At 34.2% G+C, this 22414-nt stretch carries 16 protein-coding genes and 3 pseudogenes; 8 read left to right on the forward strand and 11 right to left on the reverse strand.

The window, feature by feature from the left end:
• Nucleotides 1-111 precede the first annotated feature (111 nt).
• Nucleotides 112-2967: a YhgE/Pip domain-containing protein gene (locus HMPREF3264_RS11725; protein ID WP_070873423.1), complete on the reverse strand. Its 2856-nt coding sequence runs from the start codon at nt 2965-2967 to the stop codon at nt 112-114.
• A 307-nt stretch (nt 2968-3274) separates the two neighbouring features.
• On the opposite strand from HMPREF3264_RS11725, the gene HMPREF3264_RS11730 reads away from it, so the two are divergent.
• Nucleotides 3275-5326: an amidase domain-containing protein gene (locus HMPREF3264_RS11730; protein ID WP_070873424.1), complete on the forward strand. Its 2052-nt coding sequence runs from the start codon at nt 3275-3277 to the stop codon at nt 5324-5326.
• Between the two features lie 137 nt (nt 5327-5463).
• Nucleotides 5464-5892, forward strand: a complete 429-nt coding sequence (locus tag HMPREF3264_RS11735; RefSeq protein WP_070833316.1) for a GNAT family N-acetyltransferase — start codon at nt 5464-5466, stop codon at nt 5890-5892.
• A gap of 23 nt (nt 5893-5915) precedes the next feature.
• Here HMPREF3264_RS11735 and HMPREF3264_RS11740 read toward each other — a convergent pair whose 3' ends face one another.
• From HMPREF3264_RS11740 to HMPREF3264_RS13030, 4 genes are all read right to left on the reverse strand, one after another.
• Complete coding sequence (locus HMPREF3264_RS11740; protein ID WP_070873425.1) at nt 5916-6347, reverse strand: GNAT family N-acetyltransferase; 432 nt, start codon at nt 6345-6347, stop codon at nt 5916-5918.
• 330 nt (nt 6348-6677) lie between these two features.
• A complete protein-coding gene (locus HMPREF3264_RS11745) occupies nt 6678-7238 on the reverse strand; it encodes a cysteine hydrolase family protein (protein ID WP_049401859.1) in 561 nt (186 codons plus the stop codon).
• A gap of 141 nt (nt 7239-7379) precedes the next feature.
• The gene (locus HMPREF3264_RS13025; protein WP_256323990.1) at nt 7380-8366 is read right to left on the reverse strand and encodes a hypothetical protein; all 987 of its coding nucleotides are present in this window, start codon (nt 8364-8366) and stop codon (nt 7380-7382) included.
• Between the two features lie 20 nt (nt 8367-8386).
• Nucleotides 8387-9382 (reverse strand): hypothetical protein, encoded by a 996-nt coding sequence (locus HMPREF3264_RS13030; protein WP_256323991.1) that lies wholly within the window; start codon nt 9380-9382, stop codon nt 8387-8389.
• Between the two features lie 257 nt (nt 9383-9639).
• Here HMPREF3264_RS13030 and HMPREF3264_RS11755 point away from each other — a divergent pair, with 257 nt between their 5' ends.
• Nucleotides 9640-10068: an organic hydroperoxide resistance protein gene (locus HMPREF3264_RS11755; RefSeq protein ID WP_070873426.1), complete on the forward strand. Its 429-nt coding sequence runs from the start codon at nt 9640-9642 to the stop codon at nt 10066-10068.
• A 224-nt stretch (nt 10069-10292) separates the two neighbouring features.
• On the opposite strand, the gene HMPREF3264_RS11760 is transcribed toward HMPREF3264_RS11755, so the two are convergent.
• The 4 genes and pseudogenes from HMPREF3264_RS11760 to HMPREF3264_RS11775 form a co-directional block, all read right to left on the reverse strand.
• Nucleotides 10293-10910, reverse strand: coding sequence for a metallophosphoesterase (locus tag HMPREF3264_RS11760; RefSeq protein ID WP_002444652.1), 618 nt, complete (start codon nt 10908-10910; stop codon nt 10293-10295).
• A gap of 35 nt (nt 10911-10945) precedes the next feature.
• Complete coding sequence (locus HMPREF3264_RS11765; RefSeq protein WP_070873427.1) at nt 10946-12595, reverse strand: ABC transporter permease; 1650 nt, start codon at nt 12593-12595, stop codon at nt 10946-10948.
• Nucleotide 12596: 1 nt separating this feature from the next.
• A pseudogene (locus HMPREF3264_RS13165) lies at nt 12597-13638 on the reverse strand (extracellular solute-binding protein).
• Entirely contained in the window at nt 13622-14686 is a 1065-nt protein-coding gene (locus HMPREF3264_RS11775) for an ABC transporter ATP-binding protein (protein ID WP_044466605.1), read from the reverse strand. The pseudogene HMPREF3264_RS13165 and the gene HMPREF3264_RS11775 overlap by 17 nt, the downstream one beginning before the upstream one ends.
• A 139-nt stretch (nt 14687-14825) precedes the next feature.
• On the opposite strand from HMPREF3264_RS11775, the gene HMPREF3264_RS11780 reads away from it, so the two are divergent.
• On the forward strand, nt 14826-15758 hold the full coding sequence (locus HMPREF3264_RS11780) for a LysR family transcriptional regulator (RefSeq protein ID WP_070873428.1): 933 nt from the start codon (nt 14826-14828) through the stop codon (nt 15756-15758).
• A gap of 149 nt (nt 15759-15907) precedes the next feature.
• On the opposite strand, the gene HMPREF3264_RS11785 is transcribed toward HMPREF3264_RS11780, so the two are convergent.
• The gene (locus HMPREF3264_RS11785) at nt 15908-16705 is read right to left on the reverse strand and encodes a hypothetical protein (protein WP_070873429.1); all 798 of its coding nucleotides are present in this window, start codon (nt 16703-16705) and stop codon (nt 15908-15910) included.
• A 371-nt stretch (nt 16706-17076) separates the two neighbouring features.
• Here HMPREF3264_RS11785 and HMPREF3264_RS12825 point away from each other — a divergent pair, with 371 nt between their 5' ends.
• The 4 genes and pseudogenes from HMPREF3264_RS12825 to HMPREF3264_RS11800 all read left to right on the forward strand — a co-directional run bounded on the left by HMPREF3264_RS12825 (nt 17077) and on the right by HMPREF3264_RS11800 (nt 22050).
• Nucleotides 17077-17253, forward strand: a complete 177-nt coding sequence (locus HMPREF3264_RS12825; RefSeq protein WP_170080885.1) for a hypothetical protein — start codon at nt 17077-17079, stop codon at nt 17251-17253.
• Between the two features lie 215 nt (nt 17254-17468).
• Nucleotides 17469-19614 (forward strand): annotated as a pseudogene (locus HMPREF3264_RS11790) (MMPL family transporter); the annotation flags it as partial.
• A 631-nt stretch (nt 19615-20245) separates the two neighbouring features.
• Nucleotides 20246-21184: a glycine betaine ABC transporter substrate-binding protein gene (locus HMPREF3264_RS11795; protein WP_070873431.1), complete on the forward strand. Its 939-nt coding sequence runs from the start codon at nt 20246-20248 to the stop codon at nt 21182-21184.
• Between the two features lie 290 nt (nt 21185-21474).
• Entirely contained in the window at nt 21475-22050 is a 576-nt protein-coding gene (locus HMPREF3264_RS11800; protein ID WP_070873432.1) for a TetR/AcrR family transcriptional regulator, read from the forward strand.
• A gap of 71 nt (nt 22051-22121) precedes the next feature.
• Here HMPREF3264_RS11800 and HMPREF3264_RS11805 read toward each other — a convergent pair.
• Nucleotides 22122-22414 (reverse strand): annotated as a pseudogene (locus HMPREF3264_RS11805) (type 1 glutamine amidotransferase domain-containing protein); the annotation flags it as partial.

Raw genomic sequence — 22414 nt, forward strand, 5'->3', positions numbered from 1 at the left:
CCCGTGGCAAGGGAGCTAATCAATACGAAGTGAAGTATTGATAAAAATAAAAGTAATTATTAAAAAATCCCCTCGAATTGAACGGTACAATTCGAGGGGATTTCGCATGTCTTATTCAGTTACTTTACTTTCTGCTGCTCGTTTAGCAATTTTACGCATAAGCGGATCCATCACAGGTTTCATACAAACACCAAAGATAATAAATCCTAAACCAAATAACGTTAATACCACAACTTTAGTAATTAAAATTTCTGGTACTATGCCACCAACTGTTTCACGTAATGCATCAATCGCATAGGTGAACGGTAAATATGGTGAAATCGTTTGGAAGAATTGAGGTGCTGTTTGAATTGGGAATGTTCCTCCCCCGCCTGCAATTTGTAACACTAACAAGATAATTGCAACGGCTTTACCCGGATTTCCTAACATTGATACACATGTATATATAATCGAGTTAAATACTAGTGAACTAAACACAGCAATAGATACGAATAATACTGGCGATTCTACTGCTGCTTTTAAAATGACTAAGTCACCAATTGATACAATCAGTGCTTGAATCACACCTAACATGAAGAAGAATCCTGCTTTACCGAGATATATCTGTCTCTTCGTCAATATAGGTCGTAAATGTTCATGCTTATTGTCGACACTTAGTAAGCTTACCATCAATAATCCGCCTACCCAGATTGACAATGCTGTATAGAACGGTGTCATACCTGAACCGTAGTCTTTAACTGGGAAGACATCTGTTGTTTTCTTATTGATAGGGTTAGCGATGGTATCGGCTTGTTTTTTCAAGTCATTCTTCAAGGTATCGATCAATTTATCTACTGCGTCATCTTTATCTAGCTTCTTAAATACTTTGTCTGCTTTTTTCAAGTCCTTTTCAACATCGGGCAGTTTATTCTCCGCGAAGTTTGCTAGAGAAGCTAAACCTTCTTTCGCACGAGGTTGATTCTCATTTAATAAATTAACGGCGGTGTCATAACGATTGAATAACGCTGGTAAGTTTTGGTTCACAGATTGCGTCACATTCGCCAATTCTTGTTCTAATTGTGGTAAGTCATTACGAACGAAATCAGCGGCTTGTGCGACATCTTTCTTCACTGTTGGGAAGTAATCTTGAGCTGTTCGCATTGCGTTAATATATGTTTGTTCGATGCCTGGTAACGCACTTTGAATCGTGTCAATTCGTTCTTTCCCTTTACTTAAGATGTCTTGACCTGCAGTGATAACTTGGTTAATTGTATTAAGTTTTGATTGGATGGTAGATAACGTATTTTGACCTTTATTCAATTGGTCTGTAATTTCGTTGGACACAGATAATAACTTTTGATTGAGTTCCTTTTTAATATATGAGCGGAACGCATCGAGATTGCTATTTAATTTCGGTAAACTACGTAACACTTTGACCGCTTCTGATTGACCTGAACTTCCATTTGATAGTGCGTCAATCAGTTGATTTGTTTTGCGCAGGCTATCATTAATTTGATTATTCGCTTGCTTAATTTGTTTAATTTCTTTTGATAAATCTACATGCTCACTTTTTTCTAATTCTGAAAGGATATCTATCATTTGTTGATTATATTTTGTGGCATTTTCCAAACGAGATTTAACATTATCCAATGGCTCTTTAAACTGTGTCGGTTTATCTGACGCGATAATACCATAGGCTATATTCTTCAATGCTTTAATATCCTGTTGTGTGGCCTGAGCTTGTTTATCAGTCTGATTTGATAACGATAATAGAGATTCTGTGAGTGCTGTGTTCATAGACTTAACGTCATTGTCCGATAGTACAGTGTCACCTTTAGGCGAAGCATCTCCGTTTGTACTCACTTGGCTTGTATGCATATTTGAGTAACTTCTACCTGCGTCTTTATGTGTCTGATTGGCACTTTGTTGTGCTGTAGATTGTTGATTTCTTAAATCATTGTTTACTGCCCCATTCACGTCTTGTGCTCTACCGGCAGCATCTTGATAGTCTTTAACACGCTGCTTCGCTTGCGTGAGATAACCTTGGGCATCTGTCAATTGATCATTTGCCACATCAATGCCTTGACTTGCAATATTAACGCCTTTATTTATCTTAGGAAATTGGTTAGGCACGTCATTAGCTGCTACATTGAGAAGACGTTCGATATTTGGCATGTAATCATTTAGTGCTAAGATTAATTTCGCTCTTTCGTTGAGCGCTGGCACTGCTGCATTTACTGCATTTAATTTATCTTGTGCATCAGTAATATTGTCTTTATACTTACCTAAATCCCTAAATTTATTGGCATAATTATCTAGCTCGTCTTGATGATTATTAAGATAAATTACTTTATCTGCAAATTCATTAATCTTTGGTAAAGCATTGTTGGCTTGATAGACTGCATTTTTAATCTTATTTATAGTCGGAACGTTATCTTCTAATGTCAGTCCAACTTTATTTGCTTCACTTAACAGTGCTTGCGTCACAGTTTTATTAAATTGTTCATTGGCCTTTTCAACAACAAGTGATGACCCCGTATCGGTAAGTTTAGCTGCTACGGCATTTATTTTTTGGTTCACTTTGAAGTTGACGTCTGCTTTTTGAGGATGCTTTCTTAGTGTGCCAGTGATTTCATGCGTGAATTTGCTTGGTATGTATATTCCAGCATAGTATTTACCCATTTTAATTTCATGATCCGCTTTCTCTCGACTGACGAATTGCCAATCAAAGCTGTCATTTTTCTTTAACGATTTCACCATTGAATCGCCAACATTAATTTTTTTACCTATGATTTTATCCCCACTGTCCTCATTGACTACCGCTACTTTGATATGTCCGGTATTGCCATATGGGTCCCACATCGCCCATAAGTTGAACCACGCGTAGAATGAAGGAAGAATAGCTAAACCTATCAAGATAATCCATACTCCTGGTGTTTTTGCTACCCTTTTCAAATCTGTGATAAAGAGTTTTAGTGCGTTCTTCATAGTCACTCTCCTATTAAGAAGATCTTTTATATTAATTGTTTTCTATATTGATTATTTTCGTAAGGCTTATGTTCTATTCTCTTAAAAATGCCCCATTACATTAGATAATTAACATCACACTAACATTATTTTATAACATCTTTGAGAAATTAATTTATTTTTATAAGGAAGGTTTGTATAATAAATGTATTAAGGCGCATTACGTTTCGTTGATACATGTCAACAATATAAGTCATAAGTTAGATTATACCAAATTCTCAATTATTATCACACCTAAATCAAAAATTTTAGAGGGAGAAAGAATGAGATGTCTAAAAACAAATTATTAATTTATTTACTGTCCACGACCCTGATTATGCCCACATTTACAACGCAGACAGCCATTGCAAAAGATGACTCAGATGCCACACGTTCAAAGTCAAATGTGACGCAACATCATACGCAGTCAAATGAAGATAAAACAACTAACACGGCTAAGAATCAACAAGACGATAAGCGTGATAACCCATCTTCAAAGAAACAAGATAAAAAAGATAATTCTAGAAATGATAAACCTTCAACATCTTCTCAATCACATCAAACTACAACGGCAGTGACTGATAAAAATAAACGTGACGATACAAATTTAGTCGATTCATTTTATAATAATATTTCGCAAAGCCAATCTAAAATGTCGAACCTTTTGAAAAGTGATAAATATGATCAAAGCTTTAGCTTAACAACGTTAATCCAAAATCTATTTAACTTTGACTCTGATATTTCAAATTATGAACAACCGGACACACAATCAAATCATTCAACGACAACGTCACAAAACGATTCCAATAGCAATGCTTCCTCTACTTCTAACGACACATCAGCACCGAAACAAAATACAACATCTAACAGAACGACTGAAGACAAGCCATCATTACAATCTAAAACTCAGACGCAACATAATAGCAATTCAGCCTCAAATGTAGAATCAGATGATTCAAAAGTAAGCGATGCATTATCACAATGGGAAAAAGAAGATGGTAAAAAGGACCCTTCTTCTCAACAAAGACATTCAAATAAAGATACATCACAACAATCACCAACTCAGTCGCAACATCAAAATTCAAAACAAACTCAACCATCTCAATCTGAAGGACAGAACAAAGGTTCAAGTATGTCCGACTCAGCATTGGATGCTATTCTAGACGAATATAGTGAAGATGCGAAGAAAACTCAGTCAAACTATAAACAAAATAAAGATGCAAGCCATAAAGCATCGACAAACTCTAAATCATCTCATAATGAGAATCCACAATTACCTACAAATGATGAGTTAAAACACAAATCTAAGCCTGTTCAATCATTTGAGGACAATGTAAAACAAAATAATACGCGTTCTACAAGTTTATTCCAACAAATTCCTCAATTAGAAGATGGTCAAGTTGAGGAAGATAATTTCAATGTGGTAGACAGTCAAGATACACGTCAATTTATTAAATCTATAGCTAAACATGCGCATAGAATTGGTCAAAAAGAAAATATCTACGCTTCAGTTATGATGGCACAAGCGATTTTAGAATCTGACTCTGGTAAAAGTACTTTAGCACAATCACCAAACTTTAATTTATTCGGTGTTAAAGGGAATTATAATGGACAATCTGTTAACTTTAATACATTAGAAGCTGGTACTGATAATCAGATGTTTAATATAAATGCAGGGTTCCGTAAATATCCTAATTTGAAATCTTCACTTCAAGATTATGCTGATTTAATTAAGCATGGTATTGATGGTAACCCAGACATTTATAAACCAACATGGAAAGATGAAGCATTAACGTATAAGGATGCGACTTCACATTTATCACATTCTTATGCGACCGATCCTGATTATGCTAAGAAGTTAAATAGCATCATTAAACATTACAATTTAACTGAATTTGATAAAAAACGTATGCCAAATCTTAAGAAATATACTAAGTCAATTGGTACGGATACGTCTGGAAGTGACTTCAAACCTTTCGTAGAGAGTAGTAAGGCTTCCCCTTATCCTCAAGGACAATGTACTTGGTATGTATACAATCGTATGCAACAATATGATGCTTCACTTGATGGCAATTTAGGTGATGCGCACAATTGGAATAATCGTGCTGAAAGCGAAGGCTATTCTGTTACACATTCACCTAAAAATCATACCGCTGTTGTCTTCGAAGCTGGTCAACTTGGCGCAGACACACAATATGGTCATGTCGCTTTCGTTGAAAAGGTAAACGATGACGGTTCTATCGTTATTTCAGAATCTAATGTTAAAGGTCTAGGTGTCATTTCTTACAGAACTATTGATGCTGCTGACGCTGTAGATTTAGATTATATTCAAGGGAAATAATGTATGAGAAAGGTTGGATCGGGACATTAAGCTCTCGAGTTAGTACAAAAAGGCAATTTCTATTGAATGATTATAGAAATTGCCTTTTTCATTAGTTAAAGGTAAACAAAATCAATTGAGTAAAGTGGGTAAAATCAATGATAGAACATTTAAAAAAGAAAAATAGAAAAACACTAAAAACATTAGGAAATATTTGGCTTAATGCTAATTTAGATACACATACTTTCATTGATAGTTTTTATTGGATAGACAACTATAGTAACGTCCTCACTTATTTAAAAGACTCAGATATATATGTGTATAAGAATAATAATCAAATTGTCGCATTTTGTGGATTACGAAATAATTATATCGCTGGATTATTTGTTAAAGAAGAATATAGAGACAAAGGAATCGGACATGCTCTCATGAAACATTTGCAGTCTGAATACAATGAACTTACATTAAAAGTATTTGCTCAAAATACGAGAGCTGTTCGTTTCTATAAACGGTTAGACTTTGTAACCATTGATTCAAGTATTGATAAAACAAATCATACAGAGCTATTAATGGAATGGAAAAAATAAGTAATTGAAATTATGCTTTTTCACTACAGTTTAAGATGCAAAATAGGATAATTTCTTCCTTGTGCATCTTTTGGAGATTCTCCATACTTTTTAAACCCATTTTTAATATAAAATGCTACAGCATTAGGATTATCTTTATTCACATCTACATATTGAATTTTATGTTCACTGATTAAAGTTTGAAGTATTTCCGTTCCGTAACCTTTTCTAAAATATTTGGGATCTAAAAATAACATTTCTAAGTTAGACTCATTAATTCCGGAAAACCCAACCGCTTCTTCACCTTCAAACCATAAGTGACCTTCAACGTATTGAAAATAAGTAGGTATTTCAGTTTGAAGTTGTAATCTATCATTCTCTTTTAAAAAATCATGTGTAGCAATGACTGAGCGTTCCCAAATGTCTAATGCTTTGGGATAGTCTTTTTCTTGAAGTTTAATTTTAGATAAGGTCATACATCCTCTCCCTTTCATTTATAAAATATACCAAACGTGAGGACAGTAGAATTCATTGTCTCAACTTTCTTAAACATATTGGCAGTAGATGTCTGAATTGAAAGTGCGCTTATATCAAGCTTCTTTCAATCCTAGCCATCCTTGCCGGCGGGGCCCCAACACAGAGAATTTCTTTTTAAGAAATTCTACAAAAAAAAGAAATTCTACAAACAATGCAAGTTGGGAGAGGGACAACGAAAATAATTTTGCTAAATTATATTTCTGTCCCGCTCCCAAGTACGTCCTCTAAATCATATAAAGAACATACTTATCTTGAGTTTGGTTGTAAATTTATAGATGATTTCTCCACGATTCTACGGATTCTATTTCGCAAGAACGTGTTAAAATTTGTTCTATAATAAAATCATGTTTATCTTTTGAACGATCTCCAATTGCATCTTCAAGTACAGTTATTTGGAAATCTTTATCTGCTGCCTCAAGCGCTGTACTTAAAACAACACCACTTGTTGAAATACCAGTCAATACAAGGTGATTAATACGATTCGCTTGCAAAAACACTTCTAAACCGCTACCTGTAAAAGCACTAAAGCGACGTTTCGTTAATATCGGTTCGTCTTCAGCGGGTTCTAATTCGTCAATGATTTGTGCGAATTCATCGTTCTCTGTCATATTGATGCCACGTTGTTTAAAACTTGAGAATACGCGATTGTTTGGGGAAACATCTGCGAAATTTTTCTCTAAAGCAACACGCATGAAGACCACTGGTATATGATGTTCACGAGCAGCAGCAATGGCACGTTGGTTAGCCTTAATTAAACTATTGATTTGTGGTACATTATGCGCAATACCTTTTTGCATATCCATTACTAAAAGTGCTGTTTGATTCGTCATAGTCATACTCCTTTAATTATTTTCATGAACAGTTTAAATATTATAACGTTATTCCATTATATTTCTCCAATTATTTACTTAATTAAAAAGTCACCTGACCGTTTAATAAAAATTAAGACGTCCGGGTGACTTATTTATAAACTATTTCGTATGTTTGTGCTTACGACGGCTCTTCCAAATAAACATTATTCCTACTATTAGAGCAACAATTGCTATTGGTAAGGCACTTCGTTTAACTATTTTTCCTGTAGCTGGTAAAGAAATATTACCATCATCATTAAATAGACCACTTAACAAACTATTTCCTGAACCTAAAGATAAACCATTCTCAGGTGTTGGTGTATCAATGTTATTTACGCCATCTAATAGAGAACCTTTAGAATTTAATCTATCGAATAGACTTGGGCCTTTAGTCAAATCAGATATTTGATTTAATAAATCAGCGAGTTGATTATTATGGTGTTGGTTTCCATGAATTCTATCTAGCAATGATGGTCTGTCTTTTATTGGTGATAAGATATAATCCAAATCATTCTTCCCTTTATGAACTTGCTTCTGAAGTTGTAATAAGTCGTTCACTTTACCATTAAGTGCAGATTGAATTAGTTTCAAAGCATCTGACTTATCATTTTGTAAACGTGAAATGACTTCTGCTAACATTTTAGCTTTCTCTTGATTCAAGCGTGTGGCTAATATTGTTTCAATAGCTTCTTTTTTATTTTTAGCGTTATTTAATACTCCATTTAGAATATCATCTGATGTTGCATTGCCTTTTTTATCAAAGTCACGCTTAAGTTGGTTAACAATTTGAGTATTGCTTAGGTGACTATGTGCTAATTTTTTCGCAATCTTAGATGCTTCATTTTGACCTAGTCTTGTTGACATCAGTTGTTTGATTAATTTTTCTTTATCTTTAGATTGATCTAACATCGATTTCAAAATATCATCACTTGAGGTTGTCGCTAATGAATCCATTTGTTTTGCGATTTGGTTAGCAATTTGTTTATCTGATTGCTTACTAGTTTTAATTTGCTTCAGAGCATTGTCAGCTTCATTTTTACTCATGACACTATTGAGTATATTTTTCGTAGCTTGTGCTTTATCTTTTGAATTTTTAAGCTGATCCAATATGATATTTTGTTGTCTATTTAGTTTTTGCTGTGCTTTTTCAATTTCATTATTGAGTTTATCTTTATTTCTTTCAGGTAGTTTTTGATTTTTTTCACTTTTTTCTTAAGTACGTTTAAATTCGTTTGCTTTTGATTTAAATAGTTATTTATATCGTTATGTTGTGACTGAGCTTTTGCAAGTGCATGTGTAATTTTATCGCTACCTTTTAAATGCTCAGTAATTGTACCAATCTTTTTATCAACGTTAGGGGTATCATCGTTAATTGAAGACTTTAAGTTATCGAAATCAGAATGTGCCTTTTCTAAGTGACCTTTATCTTCTGATGACACATTTTTAGAATCATTAGATGGTTTATGTTCTGTATTTTTTGATGTCGATTGATCCTCTGATTCAGCTGAATTGACATCTTCTTTAATCTTATCTAATTTACTGAAAATGGTTTGATCATCAGCATTGTCATCCGTATTTTTTTGCGTCTTTTCTGATAAGTCTTCGTCATCAGCAATACTATCATTAGCATTTTCTGCATGATTTGAACGACCATCTTCATCTTTATGGGTATCTGCAGCTCTTTTTTGTTGAGGGCTATCAACTTTATCAGATTTATCATTTAATTCTGTTAGAAATTGATCTAACTCCTTAGTTGTTTCTGAATCAATATTTTTATCATCAGTAGCAGATGGATTTGAACTTTCTAATTGATCATTACGTTGTTTAGCATCTTCAATAATTTCATCAATATTTGACTTATCTTTAGCTTTGTCTATACGTGTTTGATAATTGTCTAAGTCTTCTTTAGTCAATGATTTTAATTGATTAAGGTCTTTTTTCGCTTGTTCAATACGATGACTAAGTGACTCATTTGGGGATTGATAATGATGCGTTGGCGTTTCGGTTGAATCTGCTTGAGTATCTTTTGTAAGCCCATAGCCAATCAATGTTCCACTCATAAGTAATACGGAACATGACATTTTTACATACACGCCAAATTGATGCTTTCGTGTCTGTTTCATTCTCTTCCACTCTCCTTTTCTATTAGATTTCCCAATTTTAAATTCAATGCCATTATATAACATTTCACAGAAAGATACACTTCTCATTTTTAATAAACTCTTTTTGATTTTTGTAGATTATTTAAAAAATTAATTAAATATAAATACATATTACTTGTAATTAGAAGTTAATAACTATTATACTTCGATGTAACCTTGATTAGTTAACGTTTATATCTAATCAAGTGTAATCTAAAGTGATTAAGGAGTTTTTCAAAATGACAAAACCTCTCTATACTACTACAATGATTTCAAATGGTGGCCGTGACGGTCGAGTATTTAGCCCAGACAATACGTTTGTTCAAAACCTTGTAACACCTAAAGAAATGGGCGGTCAAGGCGGCAATGATACGAACCCTGAACAATTATTTGCGGCCGGATATAGTGCTTGTTTCAACAGTGCTTTATCATTGATTCTATCTCAAAACAAAGTAAACGATGCGAATCCTGAAGTAGAAATTACAATTGAATTGATTAAAGATGAAACTGATAATGGTTTCAAACTTGCTGCAGATATTAAAGTGACACTTGAAAACATCTCACAAGAAGATGCGGAAAAATACGTAGAACAAGCACATCAATTTTGCCCTTACTCTAAAGCAACACGTGGTAATATCGACGTTCAATTAGAAGTAACAGCACAATAATTTAGATATAAATAAAGCGTAAGCTACATTCATTATCGCGTATGTGCAAGAACCATACACATTGGCTACGTAATCGCAATAAGAAAAGACGATAAAGCCACACCATTAAAAATCCCCTTACTACTGGTGATAGTAAGGGGATTCGGTGTTTAACCTATATGCTAGATATTTTATAAATGTATTATAACACTTAACATTTCATTTTGCAATAATATCTAGGCATCCTATTTCAATTTAATACGACGCTCTTGGATTATAGCATCCTTATCAGATACCTTAACAGAATATTGTCTTTGAGACGTTAAATCTAGTAATGTTAAGTATTGATTATGACCTGCACCAGTGTCTATATCTATGATGTTGTGTTCAATATGGATATGATCCTTTTTATAACCTAACCGATAATTAGGAATATGACCATGAATCACAACTTTGTTTCTTGGTAAATATTGATTTAAATTTCCTGGAGTATGGCCTGTTACCACTGCTCTTGATTGTTTGCGCATCGATTTACTTGTATCAATACCCGCATGTACGAAGATGTATTGATCTATCACTTTATAATATGGGAGTTGATTGATAAAGTGATGCCATTCAGTAGCCCGTTTATCTGTACGTTCTAGCCATCTCAACTCATGATTGCCCACTAATGCAATAGCACCATTCTTCACTAGTTGTTTAATTAATTTCAATGTGCCTATAGAATCTGGTCCATTATTTACATAATCTCCGATAAGAACAAGTTGATCTTTACTGTCATCATAGTGAGCCGCTTTAAGCAAATGTGATAAAGATTTACCATGTCCATGAATATCTGATGCTACTAATAATCTTTTAGACATGTCTTTTTCACGCTCCTCTCACTACTACTTTCGCTTTAAATCTTTTTCTTCCTTTGATATGTCTCTAATATGATTAAAATAATTGAAGTTATACCTATAGATAACAATGCCATAGCCATACCCTGTGCGGAATCACCTTGTTCGAACTGTCTGTAAATAAAAGTTGAAGATGTATCCGTGTTCGGTGGTCTTAACATGAGTGAAGCTACAAGTTCTCGCATTGATATACAAAAGATGAGTATCCATCCTGAAACGATGCCTGGTCTTAATAAAGGTAATGTAATTGTTCTAAACAATGTCCAACCTTTACTTCCTGAAATTTCAGCCGCTTCAATAAGATTTTTACTTAGTTGTTGATCAACTGTCCTTATATTCTGAACTGCATAAGGAATATAGAGTACTGTATAAGCAACCACTAATATAGAGATTGTATTATAGATTGGCAATGGATTAAATTTATTATTCCAGAATAGTATAAGACCAATCACCACTATAATGCCAGGCACAGTATTTGGTAGTAAACTTGAAAAGTCAATTAAACGTCCTAAACGATGACGCTTTCGAGTAATTAGAACGACCCACAATCCAATGACACTTGCAAGCGTAGCAGAAATTGTAGCCAACATGATGCTGTTGAATAAAGCAATGCCACCATTACCTGAAATGACATGAATAAAATTATCAAGAGTGAAATTATTTAGATGAAATCCTGATGAAAGTTGTTTCATAAACGCACTCATGAAGATACTCGCGTAAGGTAGAATAATTGTAACAAACACTTCACATGCTACGAAGACATAACAAAGTATGTCCCATTTACTACGTTGATGCACCTTTACTTTATGCCCTTTTCCTGAATTAGAACTTATATTATTACGTGATTGGAACCATTGTTGTAACGCCCACACTGTCATGCTTACTGCTAATAATAGTGTTGATAACAATGCTGCCCTTTGAAAATCAATCGGCCATATCGAAGCACTATGATGAATTTCAGATGTAAGTACTTGAAAGCCAATTTTGTTACCCATTGTGACTGGTGTACCAAATTCTCCTATTGTTTTTACAAAAATAAGGAGCGCGCCCATGCTATAACCTGAAGCAAAAAGTGGTGCGATGATTTTTCTGAATCGGTAAAAGAACGTACCACCATATATTTCGGCTACCTCTTCTTGTGACTGATGGATATTCATAAGTGCATTTTTCAAGATAACATATAAAAATGGTGTCAGGTGGCAACTCATGATCAAGACCATCCCAAAGAAACTAAAGAAATACGGTGTGATATGGGAGAAAATGGGGCTGAGTTGGTCTAACAGCCCATTTCTCTGCATGGTCAGCATCCAACCCATTGATCCAATATAAGGTGGTGTCATAAATGGAATCATAATGATTAAATCTAACCATTGATATTTTGCGAGTGACGTTTTAGTCATGATGTAACTGAGCGGTAGTGCTATAACCGTACATAAAATAACGACTGAAACACCTAATATAACTGAATTCCAAAGTATTTTAAGATGATACTGTTCTCCTAGCTGTTGTATGTGTTCACCAAATGTGCCACCTTCTCCTGGCGCAAACCCTTTAAAAAGTATTAAACATAAAGGTAAGATGATGAGCAGGAAAAGTACAATCAGTGCTAACACTTGGTTTAAACGTTTGATTGTCGCTGCTTGTCGCATATTATCTCATCAATTCCGTGAATTTTTTCAATACTTTTTCACTTTTATCGCTTAAATTATTCCAATCGTATTTATATTCCTTAATATCTTTACGTTTTGCTTTACCTTTTTTCTTTTCAGCTGATTGGTCTGCTGGAATAAGGTAATGATCATCGACTTGTTTTTGACCTTTTGAACTTGTGACATAATCCATGTATTTTTTAGCTAAATCTTTATGTTTTGAAGATTTTAAAATAAATGCAGGGCGTGGTGAAATAGCTGTACCTGACTTAGGATATTTAATATCTACCGGTTCTCCTTTTGCTTTAGCGGCGTACACCATATAATCTACTCCGCCATAAACGACGTCATTTTCTCCTTTGATAACAGACTCTAATGCTGGTTTATTCGCGCCTGCTAATTTCATGCCATTCTTTTTCAAATCTTTATATTCATCCCAAGCTTTATTACCTTCATTATTAACTTTGATTGATAATAAATCTAAAGCTGTCCCTGATTCTGAAGGATCTGGAACCGCAATTTTATCTTTATATGTCGCTTTCGTTAAATCTTTATCGTCTTCAGGTGGATGTTTGACATTTTTAGTATTATAAGATAGACCTAAAGCACTTCCACTAAAACCGTAGTAGTAACCATCTTTGTCTATCCAATCTTTATATAACTTTTTATGATTTTTAACTTTATACGGTTCAATTAATCCCTTTTTTCTTATAATCTAAAGCTGCTGGTAGTGATGCAAGTTGTACAACATCAGCTTTAGGATTATCTTTTTCAGCTTCTAAACGTCCTAGAATTTCACCTGTCGTACCTTGGAAAACTTGAACTTTTTTACCGGTTTGCTTCTCAAATTGTTTCACCATATCATTAACTAAGTTGTCAGGACCTGCTGCGTATAAAACGAGTTTGTCTTTATTGTTTCCGTCATTTGAACTCGATTTTGAATCGTTACTTCCTTTGTCGCCATTTTCTGGTTTATTTTGGCATGCTGCTAATACAACTACAGTCGCAATTAAAATTAAAATGTATTTAGTGAACTTCTTCATGTTTAGTGTCCCCCATTTTTATGAAATAATTTTCAGGAATATCGAAAGTTAAATGAATCGTCTCATTCTCTTGAAAATACTTACTATCGTAAAACATGATATCCACACCATTCGACGTAGCCGTGTATTGGTAACGTTCACCTGTGAAGCTGACTGTTTGAATGGTTGCAGGTGTAGCCTCTGAATGGTCATGCTCTTGAATATGGACATGTTCTGGGCGGATTAATACACCATATTTCCCTTCTTGAGCTTGGATAGAATGATTAAGTTGAAAACCCTCATTTGTGCTTAATACTTGATTATGGACGATACCTTCTAAATAGGTTCCCTTTCCTATGAAGGTCGCTACTTCTTTATTCTTAGGACGGTGATATAATTCTTCTGGCGTGCCATATTGCACAATCTGTCCATTCGACATCACTGCCACATCATCTGACATACTCATGGCCTCATATTGATCATGCGTTACAAAAATAGCAGTCATGTGATATGTTTTTATCAATTTTTGAATTAATATCTGCATATCTTCCCTCAAACTTGCATCTAGCGCTGATAAAGGCTCATCCATTAATATGAGTTGAGACTGTGAAATAATTGCTCTTGCTAATGAAACACGCTGTTGTTGCCCTCCCGAAAGTTGATGAATAGCTTTGTCATAATGCTCTTCTAAACGAACTTCTTTTAATGCTTGCATGACCCGTGTTTTCAAATTTTTAGTATCTTTCTTAACTTTCAATGGGTACGCTACATTTTGAAAGACTGACATATGTGGCCACAATGCGAAATCTTGAAAGACCATCCCTAAATCTCTTTGTGCTGGTGGAACATATGTATGCTGGCGTGAATCATAATATGTGCAATGATTATGGACAATACTTCCAGAATCTGGTGTTTCCAAACCAGCTATCAGTCTTAGCAATGTTGTCTTGCCACAACCGGAAGCGCCCAATAAAGAAACAAATTTGCCACTTTCAATTGTCAAATCAATATCATGAATCACTGTTTTCGAACCGAATGATTTTTTAATATTTTGGAGTTCTAAAACCACATCCTCACCTCTTTCAATTATTACTATAGAAAAAGATTGTTAATAATTATTAAATGAAATGTTAACGCTAACTCAAAAAAGTATATGTAATATGTATAAATGTATAGAGAAAATTTATATTTGGGGGGTTGAAGCAAAGTTGAATACGAAGCAGTTGATGATTTTTAAGCAATTTGTAGAATTTCAAAATGAAAATGCCGTGGCTGAATCTATGAATATTACACAACCTACTGTCACTTTCCATTTGAAAAATTTGAATAAAAACTATGGCATTCCTTTGTATTATAAAAAAGGTAAACATTTTAAATTAACGGAAGCAGGCGAGTTGTTATATCGCAATACAACCAAGCTCTTAAACTTAATGCAAGAAACGAACGATGTCATGGCAGATTTTAAAGCCTCGAAGCGTGGAACTTTAAAAATTGGTGCTAGTCATGCACCTGTTTATCATATTTTACCTGAAGCATTCAAAAATTATATGCATCATCATCCAAATATTCAAATTGATTTAACTGTTGATACAGCTCCAAATATTATTCAGAAATTAAGAAATAGGGAGATTGAAATTGCAGTAATCTCTGAAAATGGTTTTTATGAAAATGATTTAAAAGTTAAGCGTTTTATGGAGAATGAATTGATGGTGGCCATGTATAAAGATCATCCCCTTGCTCACCAACAAGAGTTAACTATGAAGGATGTAGAGCAATATGATTTTGTTATACATAGTGGTGGCTCTACTAGAGAAAGTATCGATGAGTGGCGACGTGATAATTTAGTCTCGCTACGTGCGCGTATGCAATCAAATAGTTTGAGTAGTATTCTAGAAACGATTAAACATTCTAAATACTTGAGTTTAATAAGTCATAGTGCGATTCAGCATCGTAATGACATTATTTGTAAAAAGGTCCCCAACGGACCAAAACCAAGATATATCTCCATTGTTTATCGTGATGATTTATATTTAACTCCCGTAATTCAAAACTTTATTTCATTAATATACAATGTGAATTTTGGGGGAAACGATGCAAAATTAAATGAGCTAGTCCCAAAATATAAAGAAACGTATATATGATTGGTAGTCTCATATACGCCCTTAAAATAGATTTGTTTAAACAAACATTTTAAGGGCTTTTATTATAGTTATGCAGTTCGCTCGTCTAGAATCGAATTTGTTGTTCTAACGTGTGACTTATACTTGGGATTAAAGCGCCTTTCACAAGTCTAGTAATTATCAAAAATAAGATTTGTTTTGAGTTGATCTTTCTTCTCATGAATGCCGAGTTGGTCTAATTTCTTAACAATTGCACTTTGCACACGTTTTGCGTCCTCTTCATTGTTTACCTTCGCTGAAATTTCTACAATATTTTGATTTTTAATATCCCAGTTTTCAATTTTTACTTTATTACCATCAATGTTCCCTTTATGACGCTCAAAATGAACTGGTCCAATTAAGCTTGGTTGATTCATTTTATTTAATGTTTCACTATACGGCTTTTCTGCATGAGCTTTTAATATTTTCAAACTATCCTGTGCATTTGGCATAGTATCTTTTTCTAAATTTAAATTTTCTTTTGCCTCTTTAGTTACACTAAGTGTTTCTTTATTTTCACCGAATTCAACCTCATATTCGTCGCCGTTATACCCTTCGGATTTAGCTTGTTGTATCGCACGAGAGACATCATGATTAGAAATCGGATAGCGTTTTTTATATTGCAACTCGTGGTCATTGTCATCTTCAGATTTACGCAAACGATATGTCACATTATTTTGATAGTTAGTGCGGTTTGAATCATCTAAATATTGGACATTAAAATCTTCATCTTCATCACTAGAACCTAATGCTTCTAACACACTATGTTTAATATGACGATTGTCTTTTACCACTTTATGACTATCTGCATAAACCTTCACTTCATATTGGTCAGGTTGATTCGTTGCTGCTTGAACATTTTTAGTAATGCCACAACTAAGTAAAATAGAAGTCGTTATCATTCCTACTTTGATTAATGAATGTTTCATTTATTATCACCTCTACATTCAACTTAGCTTATTTTTTTGTAGTAAATATATGAATAAAGTGAATAGATATTAAACTTTTATAAATTTTTTAAATACGTACTTTTATAGAATTTATATTTCTACAACGATATGTCACACATTGTTTGAAATATCGCCCCCTTTACTTAAATATTCGTGTATAAAGCGGGAATAAGCAAATGAAACCGTAAAATATGAAACTTATCGACAAAGTAAAATTGTTGAAGCAAAGAGTAAGCAAATCCTCGTTAATCAAAGAGAAGTATTGGCATATCAGTCAGTCTAATCTTTAAAAGATATTATCTATATTTTATTCAACCACGCATCTACGAATCACTCTAGGAGGTTTACCTATGTTGGTTATTTCTATCATTTTAACTGTTCTTGGTTTATCGCTCATATTAGTTAGTCTCATTGTCTCAAAATCTGATTCACTCGATTTAAGAGAGAAAATCTATGTACCTGGTTTATGTCTCTTATTAATAGGATTTCTTTGTTTGATTGGTCATTTCGTTAATTCTTCGCTATAAAATCATTATTTTCCCAAAAAATTCACAACAATTCTGACTATCTGTTGCATTTTTCCACACCTTGCACTAAATAGTGGTGTTTAGGGCTTTGCAAAATTGTTAAATTAGTATATGTAACTTTCAAACATCTTCATTTTTCGCACTCAAATTGCGTTAAAATATTTTAGAATTTCACACTCTGTTGCAAAAATTATTCACAAATAGGAGGAAATGTCTTGGCAAAAGTTTTATACAAATTAGGCAAATTTATTGCTAAGAACAAATGGGTCAGTATTGTGGCGTGGCTAATTGTTCTAGGCGTAATCATTACACCACTCATGATTAACTCACCTAAATTTGATAATGACATTACAATGAATGGCCTAAAATCATTAGATACAAATGATAAAATTTCTAAAGAATTTCATCAGGATAGTCAAAAAGCCTCGATGAAAATTGTGTTCCATTCCGATAAGAAGAATGGCATCACAGATAAAGATACGAAAAAAGATATTGAAAAAGCGCTTGATCATATCAAACAGGATGACGATTACGTACAAAACGTAAGCAATCCTTATGAATCTCATCAAATTAACGATGATAAAGATACTGCAATTGCAACCGTTAACTATGTAGTTAACCAAACAGCCTTGCAAGATTCTTCTAAAAAAACGATTGATAAAGAATTAGATGATGTCAAAGCTGATCATAACCTTCAAATTGAGCAAACTCAAGGTGGCTCAATGAACTCTGAAGTCGGTGGCACATCTGAAATTGTAGGTATTGTCACTGCATTTATCATCTTGCTTATCACTTTCGGTTCGCTTATTGCTGCAGGTATGCCGATTGTGAGTGCAATTATTGGTTTGAGTTCAAGTGTCGGAATTATCTCTTTACTTACATTCGTATTCGACATTCCAAACTTTACACTCACGTTAGCAGTCATGATTGGACTCGCTGTTGGTATCGACTACTCCTTATTTATACTGTTTAGATATAAGGAAGTTCGTAAACGTGGTTTAGAACCGATTGAGGCTATTGCTACAGCCGTTGGTACTGCAGGCAGTGCCGTTATTTTCGCAGGGGTAACAGTGATGATTGCAGTATGCGGTCTATCCCTTGTAGGCATTGATTTCCTAGCAATTATGGGATTCGCTTCTGCGATTAGTGTGTTATTTGCCGTATTAGCTGCATTAACACTCTTACCTGCATTAATCAGTGTGTTCCATAAACGTATCAAGATTAAAGATAAACCTGAAAAAAGTAAAAATCCAAAAGATCATCCATGGGCTAAGTTCGTTGTTGGTAAGCCTGTGATTGCAATTGTTATCAGTTTACTTATTTTAATTGCTGCAGCACTTCCTATAAGTGGTATGCGTTTAGGTATTCCAGACGACAGCCTTAAAGCTAATAATACGTCAGCACATAAAGCGTACAACTTAATCACAGACAACTTCGGTGCGGGCTATAATGGTCAAATTGTAATGCTCGTAAATACGAAAGATGGCGGCAGTAAAAAGGATATTCAACAAGACTTAAATAATATCAAAGATGATATTAAAGATATGGACAATGTAGACAAAGTGGCGACACCACAACTTAATGATAATCAACACTATGCGTTAATTTCTGTGATTCCTGAAGATGGTCCAAATGCACAATCTACAAATCATTTAGTTTACGATTTACGTGACTATAATAAAACAGCCAAAGAAAAATATGACTTCAATACAGAAATTTCAGGACAAAGTGTAATCAACATTGATATGTCTGAAAAACTTAACGAAGCGATTCCAGTATTCGCAGGCGTTATCGTACTCTTAGCATTTGTACTACTCGTCTTCGTATTCCGTTCAATCTTAGTACCATTGAAAGCTGTACTCGGTTTCGTCTTATCTCTACTAGCGACACTCGGATTTACAACACTCGTCATGCAAGATGGCTTCTTAGGAGGCTTGTTCGGCGTTGAAAATACTGGTCCGTTATTAGCATTCCTACCAGTTATCACTATTGGCCTTCTCTTCGGTCTAGCAATTGACTACGAGCTATTCTTGATGACACGCGTCCACGAGGAATATAGTAAAACAGGTGATAATGACCATTCCATTCGCGTAGGTATCAAAGAAAGTGGCCCAGTTATCGTTGCTGCAGCATTAATTATGTTCAGCGTATTTATTGCTTTCGTCTTCCAAGAAGATTCAGCAATTAAATCAATGGGTATTTCACTCGCATTCGGTGTCCTCTTCGATGCATTTATTGTACGTATGACATTGATTCCTACACTCACTAAATTATTCGGTAAAGGCTCTTGGTACATTCCTAAATGGTTAGGTAGCGTCTTACCTAAGATTGATATTGAAGGTAAAGCTTTAGATCAAGATCATTCAAATACGAAGGCTGCTGAAGACACGCAATATGGTGATCATCATGGTGAAAGTTATAGACATGACGCTCATCGCTACAATGATGATAAACGTTATGATTATCGTCACAGTGACAACCATACAGACTTTCATAATGAGAGTGAAGACTATCCTCGATATGTCCGCCTGGATGATGGTCGTCGTAGCTATCGTGAAGATCATTTTCCGGAAAATGATTCGCAATATCGTAGATCAGAGTATGGAGATTCAAACATCAATAATCAATCACGCAACCATCGAAATCAAGTAGATTATGAGTCTATGTATACTCAAGACAATCACCATTATCGTCGAGAAGATACGCATGAAAGATATGAACGTCAACCTCGACATGATGAAGCATATCGTCGTAACCAAGAGAAACCGCAACGTTCAGAAAGGGAATCTCGCACGACTGATTTATTTAAACAATTATCTGATGAATCAAATGATCAAGATATGTTATTTAATGCATTAATGTTATACGCTCGAGAAAATAACAAAGCTATTTATGACGACTATCAACGTCGCTCTAATGAAAGATATGAAGAACATGTCGATAAAGGTAGAGACAATGACAGAGACTAAAACTAAGAAGGAGGAAACGCCGAATGTTCAAGAAAAGTAGTTTCAAAGTATTAGGACTACTTGCCACTCTCGCCTTAGCTATTGTGCTAAGCGCGTGTGGTAATGGTGGTAGCGGATCATCGGACGATGGGAATACATCTCTAGGTAAAAAAGAAGTCACTATTCCTTATATCGCAAGCGACAATTCTACGCCACGTTCTCTAGTGATTGCGGAAGTGCTTAAGAAAGCTGGATACGATGTGACAACGACACCTGTTCAAGCGAGTGGACCACTATACGCATCCGTTTCTCAAGATACGGATTCATTCCACACTTCAGGTATCTTTCCATCAACAGACAAAAGCTTTTACAACAAATTCAAAAGTCAATTAACAGTTTATGATAAAAAGAATTTAGTAGATAATGTAAAAGTTGGTTTAGCTGTTCCTAAATATGAAAGAAATATTGATTCAATTTCAGATTTAAATAGCAGTAAAAGTTTTGGTAAATCTGTAGATTGGACAATTCAAGGTACAGACGATAGAAATGGCGTGATGAAACAAACTAAAAATGAACTAGACGATGGTCAATTAGATCAATATCGTTTGCATAAGTCGTCTGACCAAGATCAATTTAAAGCGATTCAAAAAGCTTATAAACAACAAAAGCCTATCGTCTTCACTGCTATGGAACCAAGCTGGTTCTCCAAAGAGCTCGATATCAAAATGTTAAAAGATCCTGAAAAAATTTATGGTAAAGATGATGAACATATTAACTTAGTGTTCAATAAAGGCTTCCAAAAAAATCATCCTGCGGCGTATACGATTGCTACACGCATCTCTGACAATTGGAGTAAAGATGATGAAGAACAATTAGCGAAGAAAATCTTTAAAGATAATAAAAATCCTGAAGATGTTGCCAAAGATTATGTCGATGACCATGAAACAAAAGTTGATAAATGGTTAAAAGGTATTGATCATTAAGTATGTAGTATAAAGTCAATGTGTTGAGACTAGAATATTAATCCAAAATGATAGCTCTAAGATGATTTCTAATTAGAATGTGCACCACTATAGGTTGGACTACAATCTAACTTTGAGAGGTACAGCACACTAAAGAAATTGTCTTAGAGCTTATTTTATAATGAATATGCTAAATGAAGGTATTCAATGGTCGTTTATATTTGGTAAAAGCAATTCAACTATGATAAATTAACGTATATTCTAAGTCGTGAAGTATCCTTTAATAGAGAATAATAAAAGGAGAAATGTATATGCCTACATCAACTCAAAAACGTATGATTCGACATATTAACCAGACAGTTTTCGAACTTTTATATGACTACCATTTTGATGAAATGACTGTTCAAAAAATTTGTGAAGTTGCCGAGATTAATCGTAGTACCTTTTATCGTTATTTCCAAGATAAATATGATTTACTCTATTCCCTACCTCAATATATGACTGGCGAAATTATGACAGATTCAAATGAAGCGCCACAAATTAAAACTTCTGAGTCTTTTAAGGCTTTTATCTATTATATAGAACAACATAAGAAGGTATTTAAGCATTTGCTTGTATCTTCCAGACAAGTTGATGTTTTCAGAAGTTTAACACGTGCAAGCCGTGAAATGATGTTATATGGCGTAAAGAATAATCATGATGATCCCCTTGCATTGAAGATACGTGAAAGTAAGCATCCTGAAATCTTAGCTGATTTTTATAGTAGTGGTGTCATTGAAGTTTTAAGACGTTGGGTTGAAAATGACTACAATTATTCGGTAGATGAAATTTTCGAAACACTAAACAATACATTAGAAGCTTCACTTCAAAACTGTAAAACCAATTAAAACGAGGCATACAAAAGCACGCGTCCTTATCTTCTTAAATAGTTGATAAAGATGCGTGCTTTTACTTTTTATTATAATAGTTGTTTCCTTACCGCTTCGCCAACTTGAGACGGGGATTGTGGATTTTGACCTGTAATCACTCGGCCGTCTACAACTAGTGTTGAAGTAAACGGAACTCGACCATAGCGATAAATGGCACCACGTTTTTTAATTTCGTTTTGTAAATGGAAAGGTACGATGGTATCACGTTGAGCTAGGACCTCTTCAATATTTGAGAATCCAGTTATCTTTTTATTTTGAATTAAATACGTACCGCCAGCATCTTTGACATTGAGTAGCGCTGCAATGCCATGACAAACCGCTG

Source organism: Staphylococcus sp. HMSC62A08, assembly GCF_001839105.1.
Taxonomy (GTDB): domain Bacteria; phylum Bacillota; class Bacilli; order Staphylococcales; family Staphylococcaceae; genus Staphylococcus; species Staphylococcus caprae.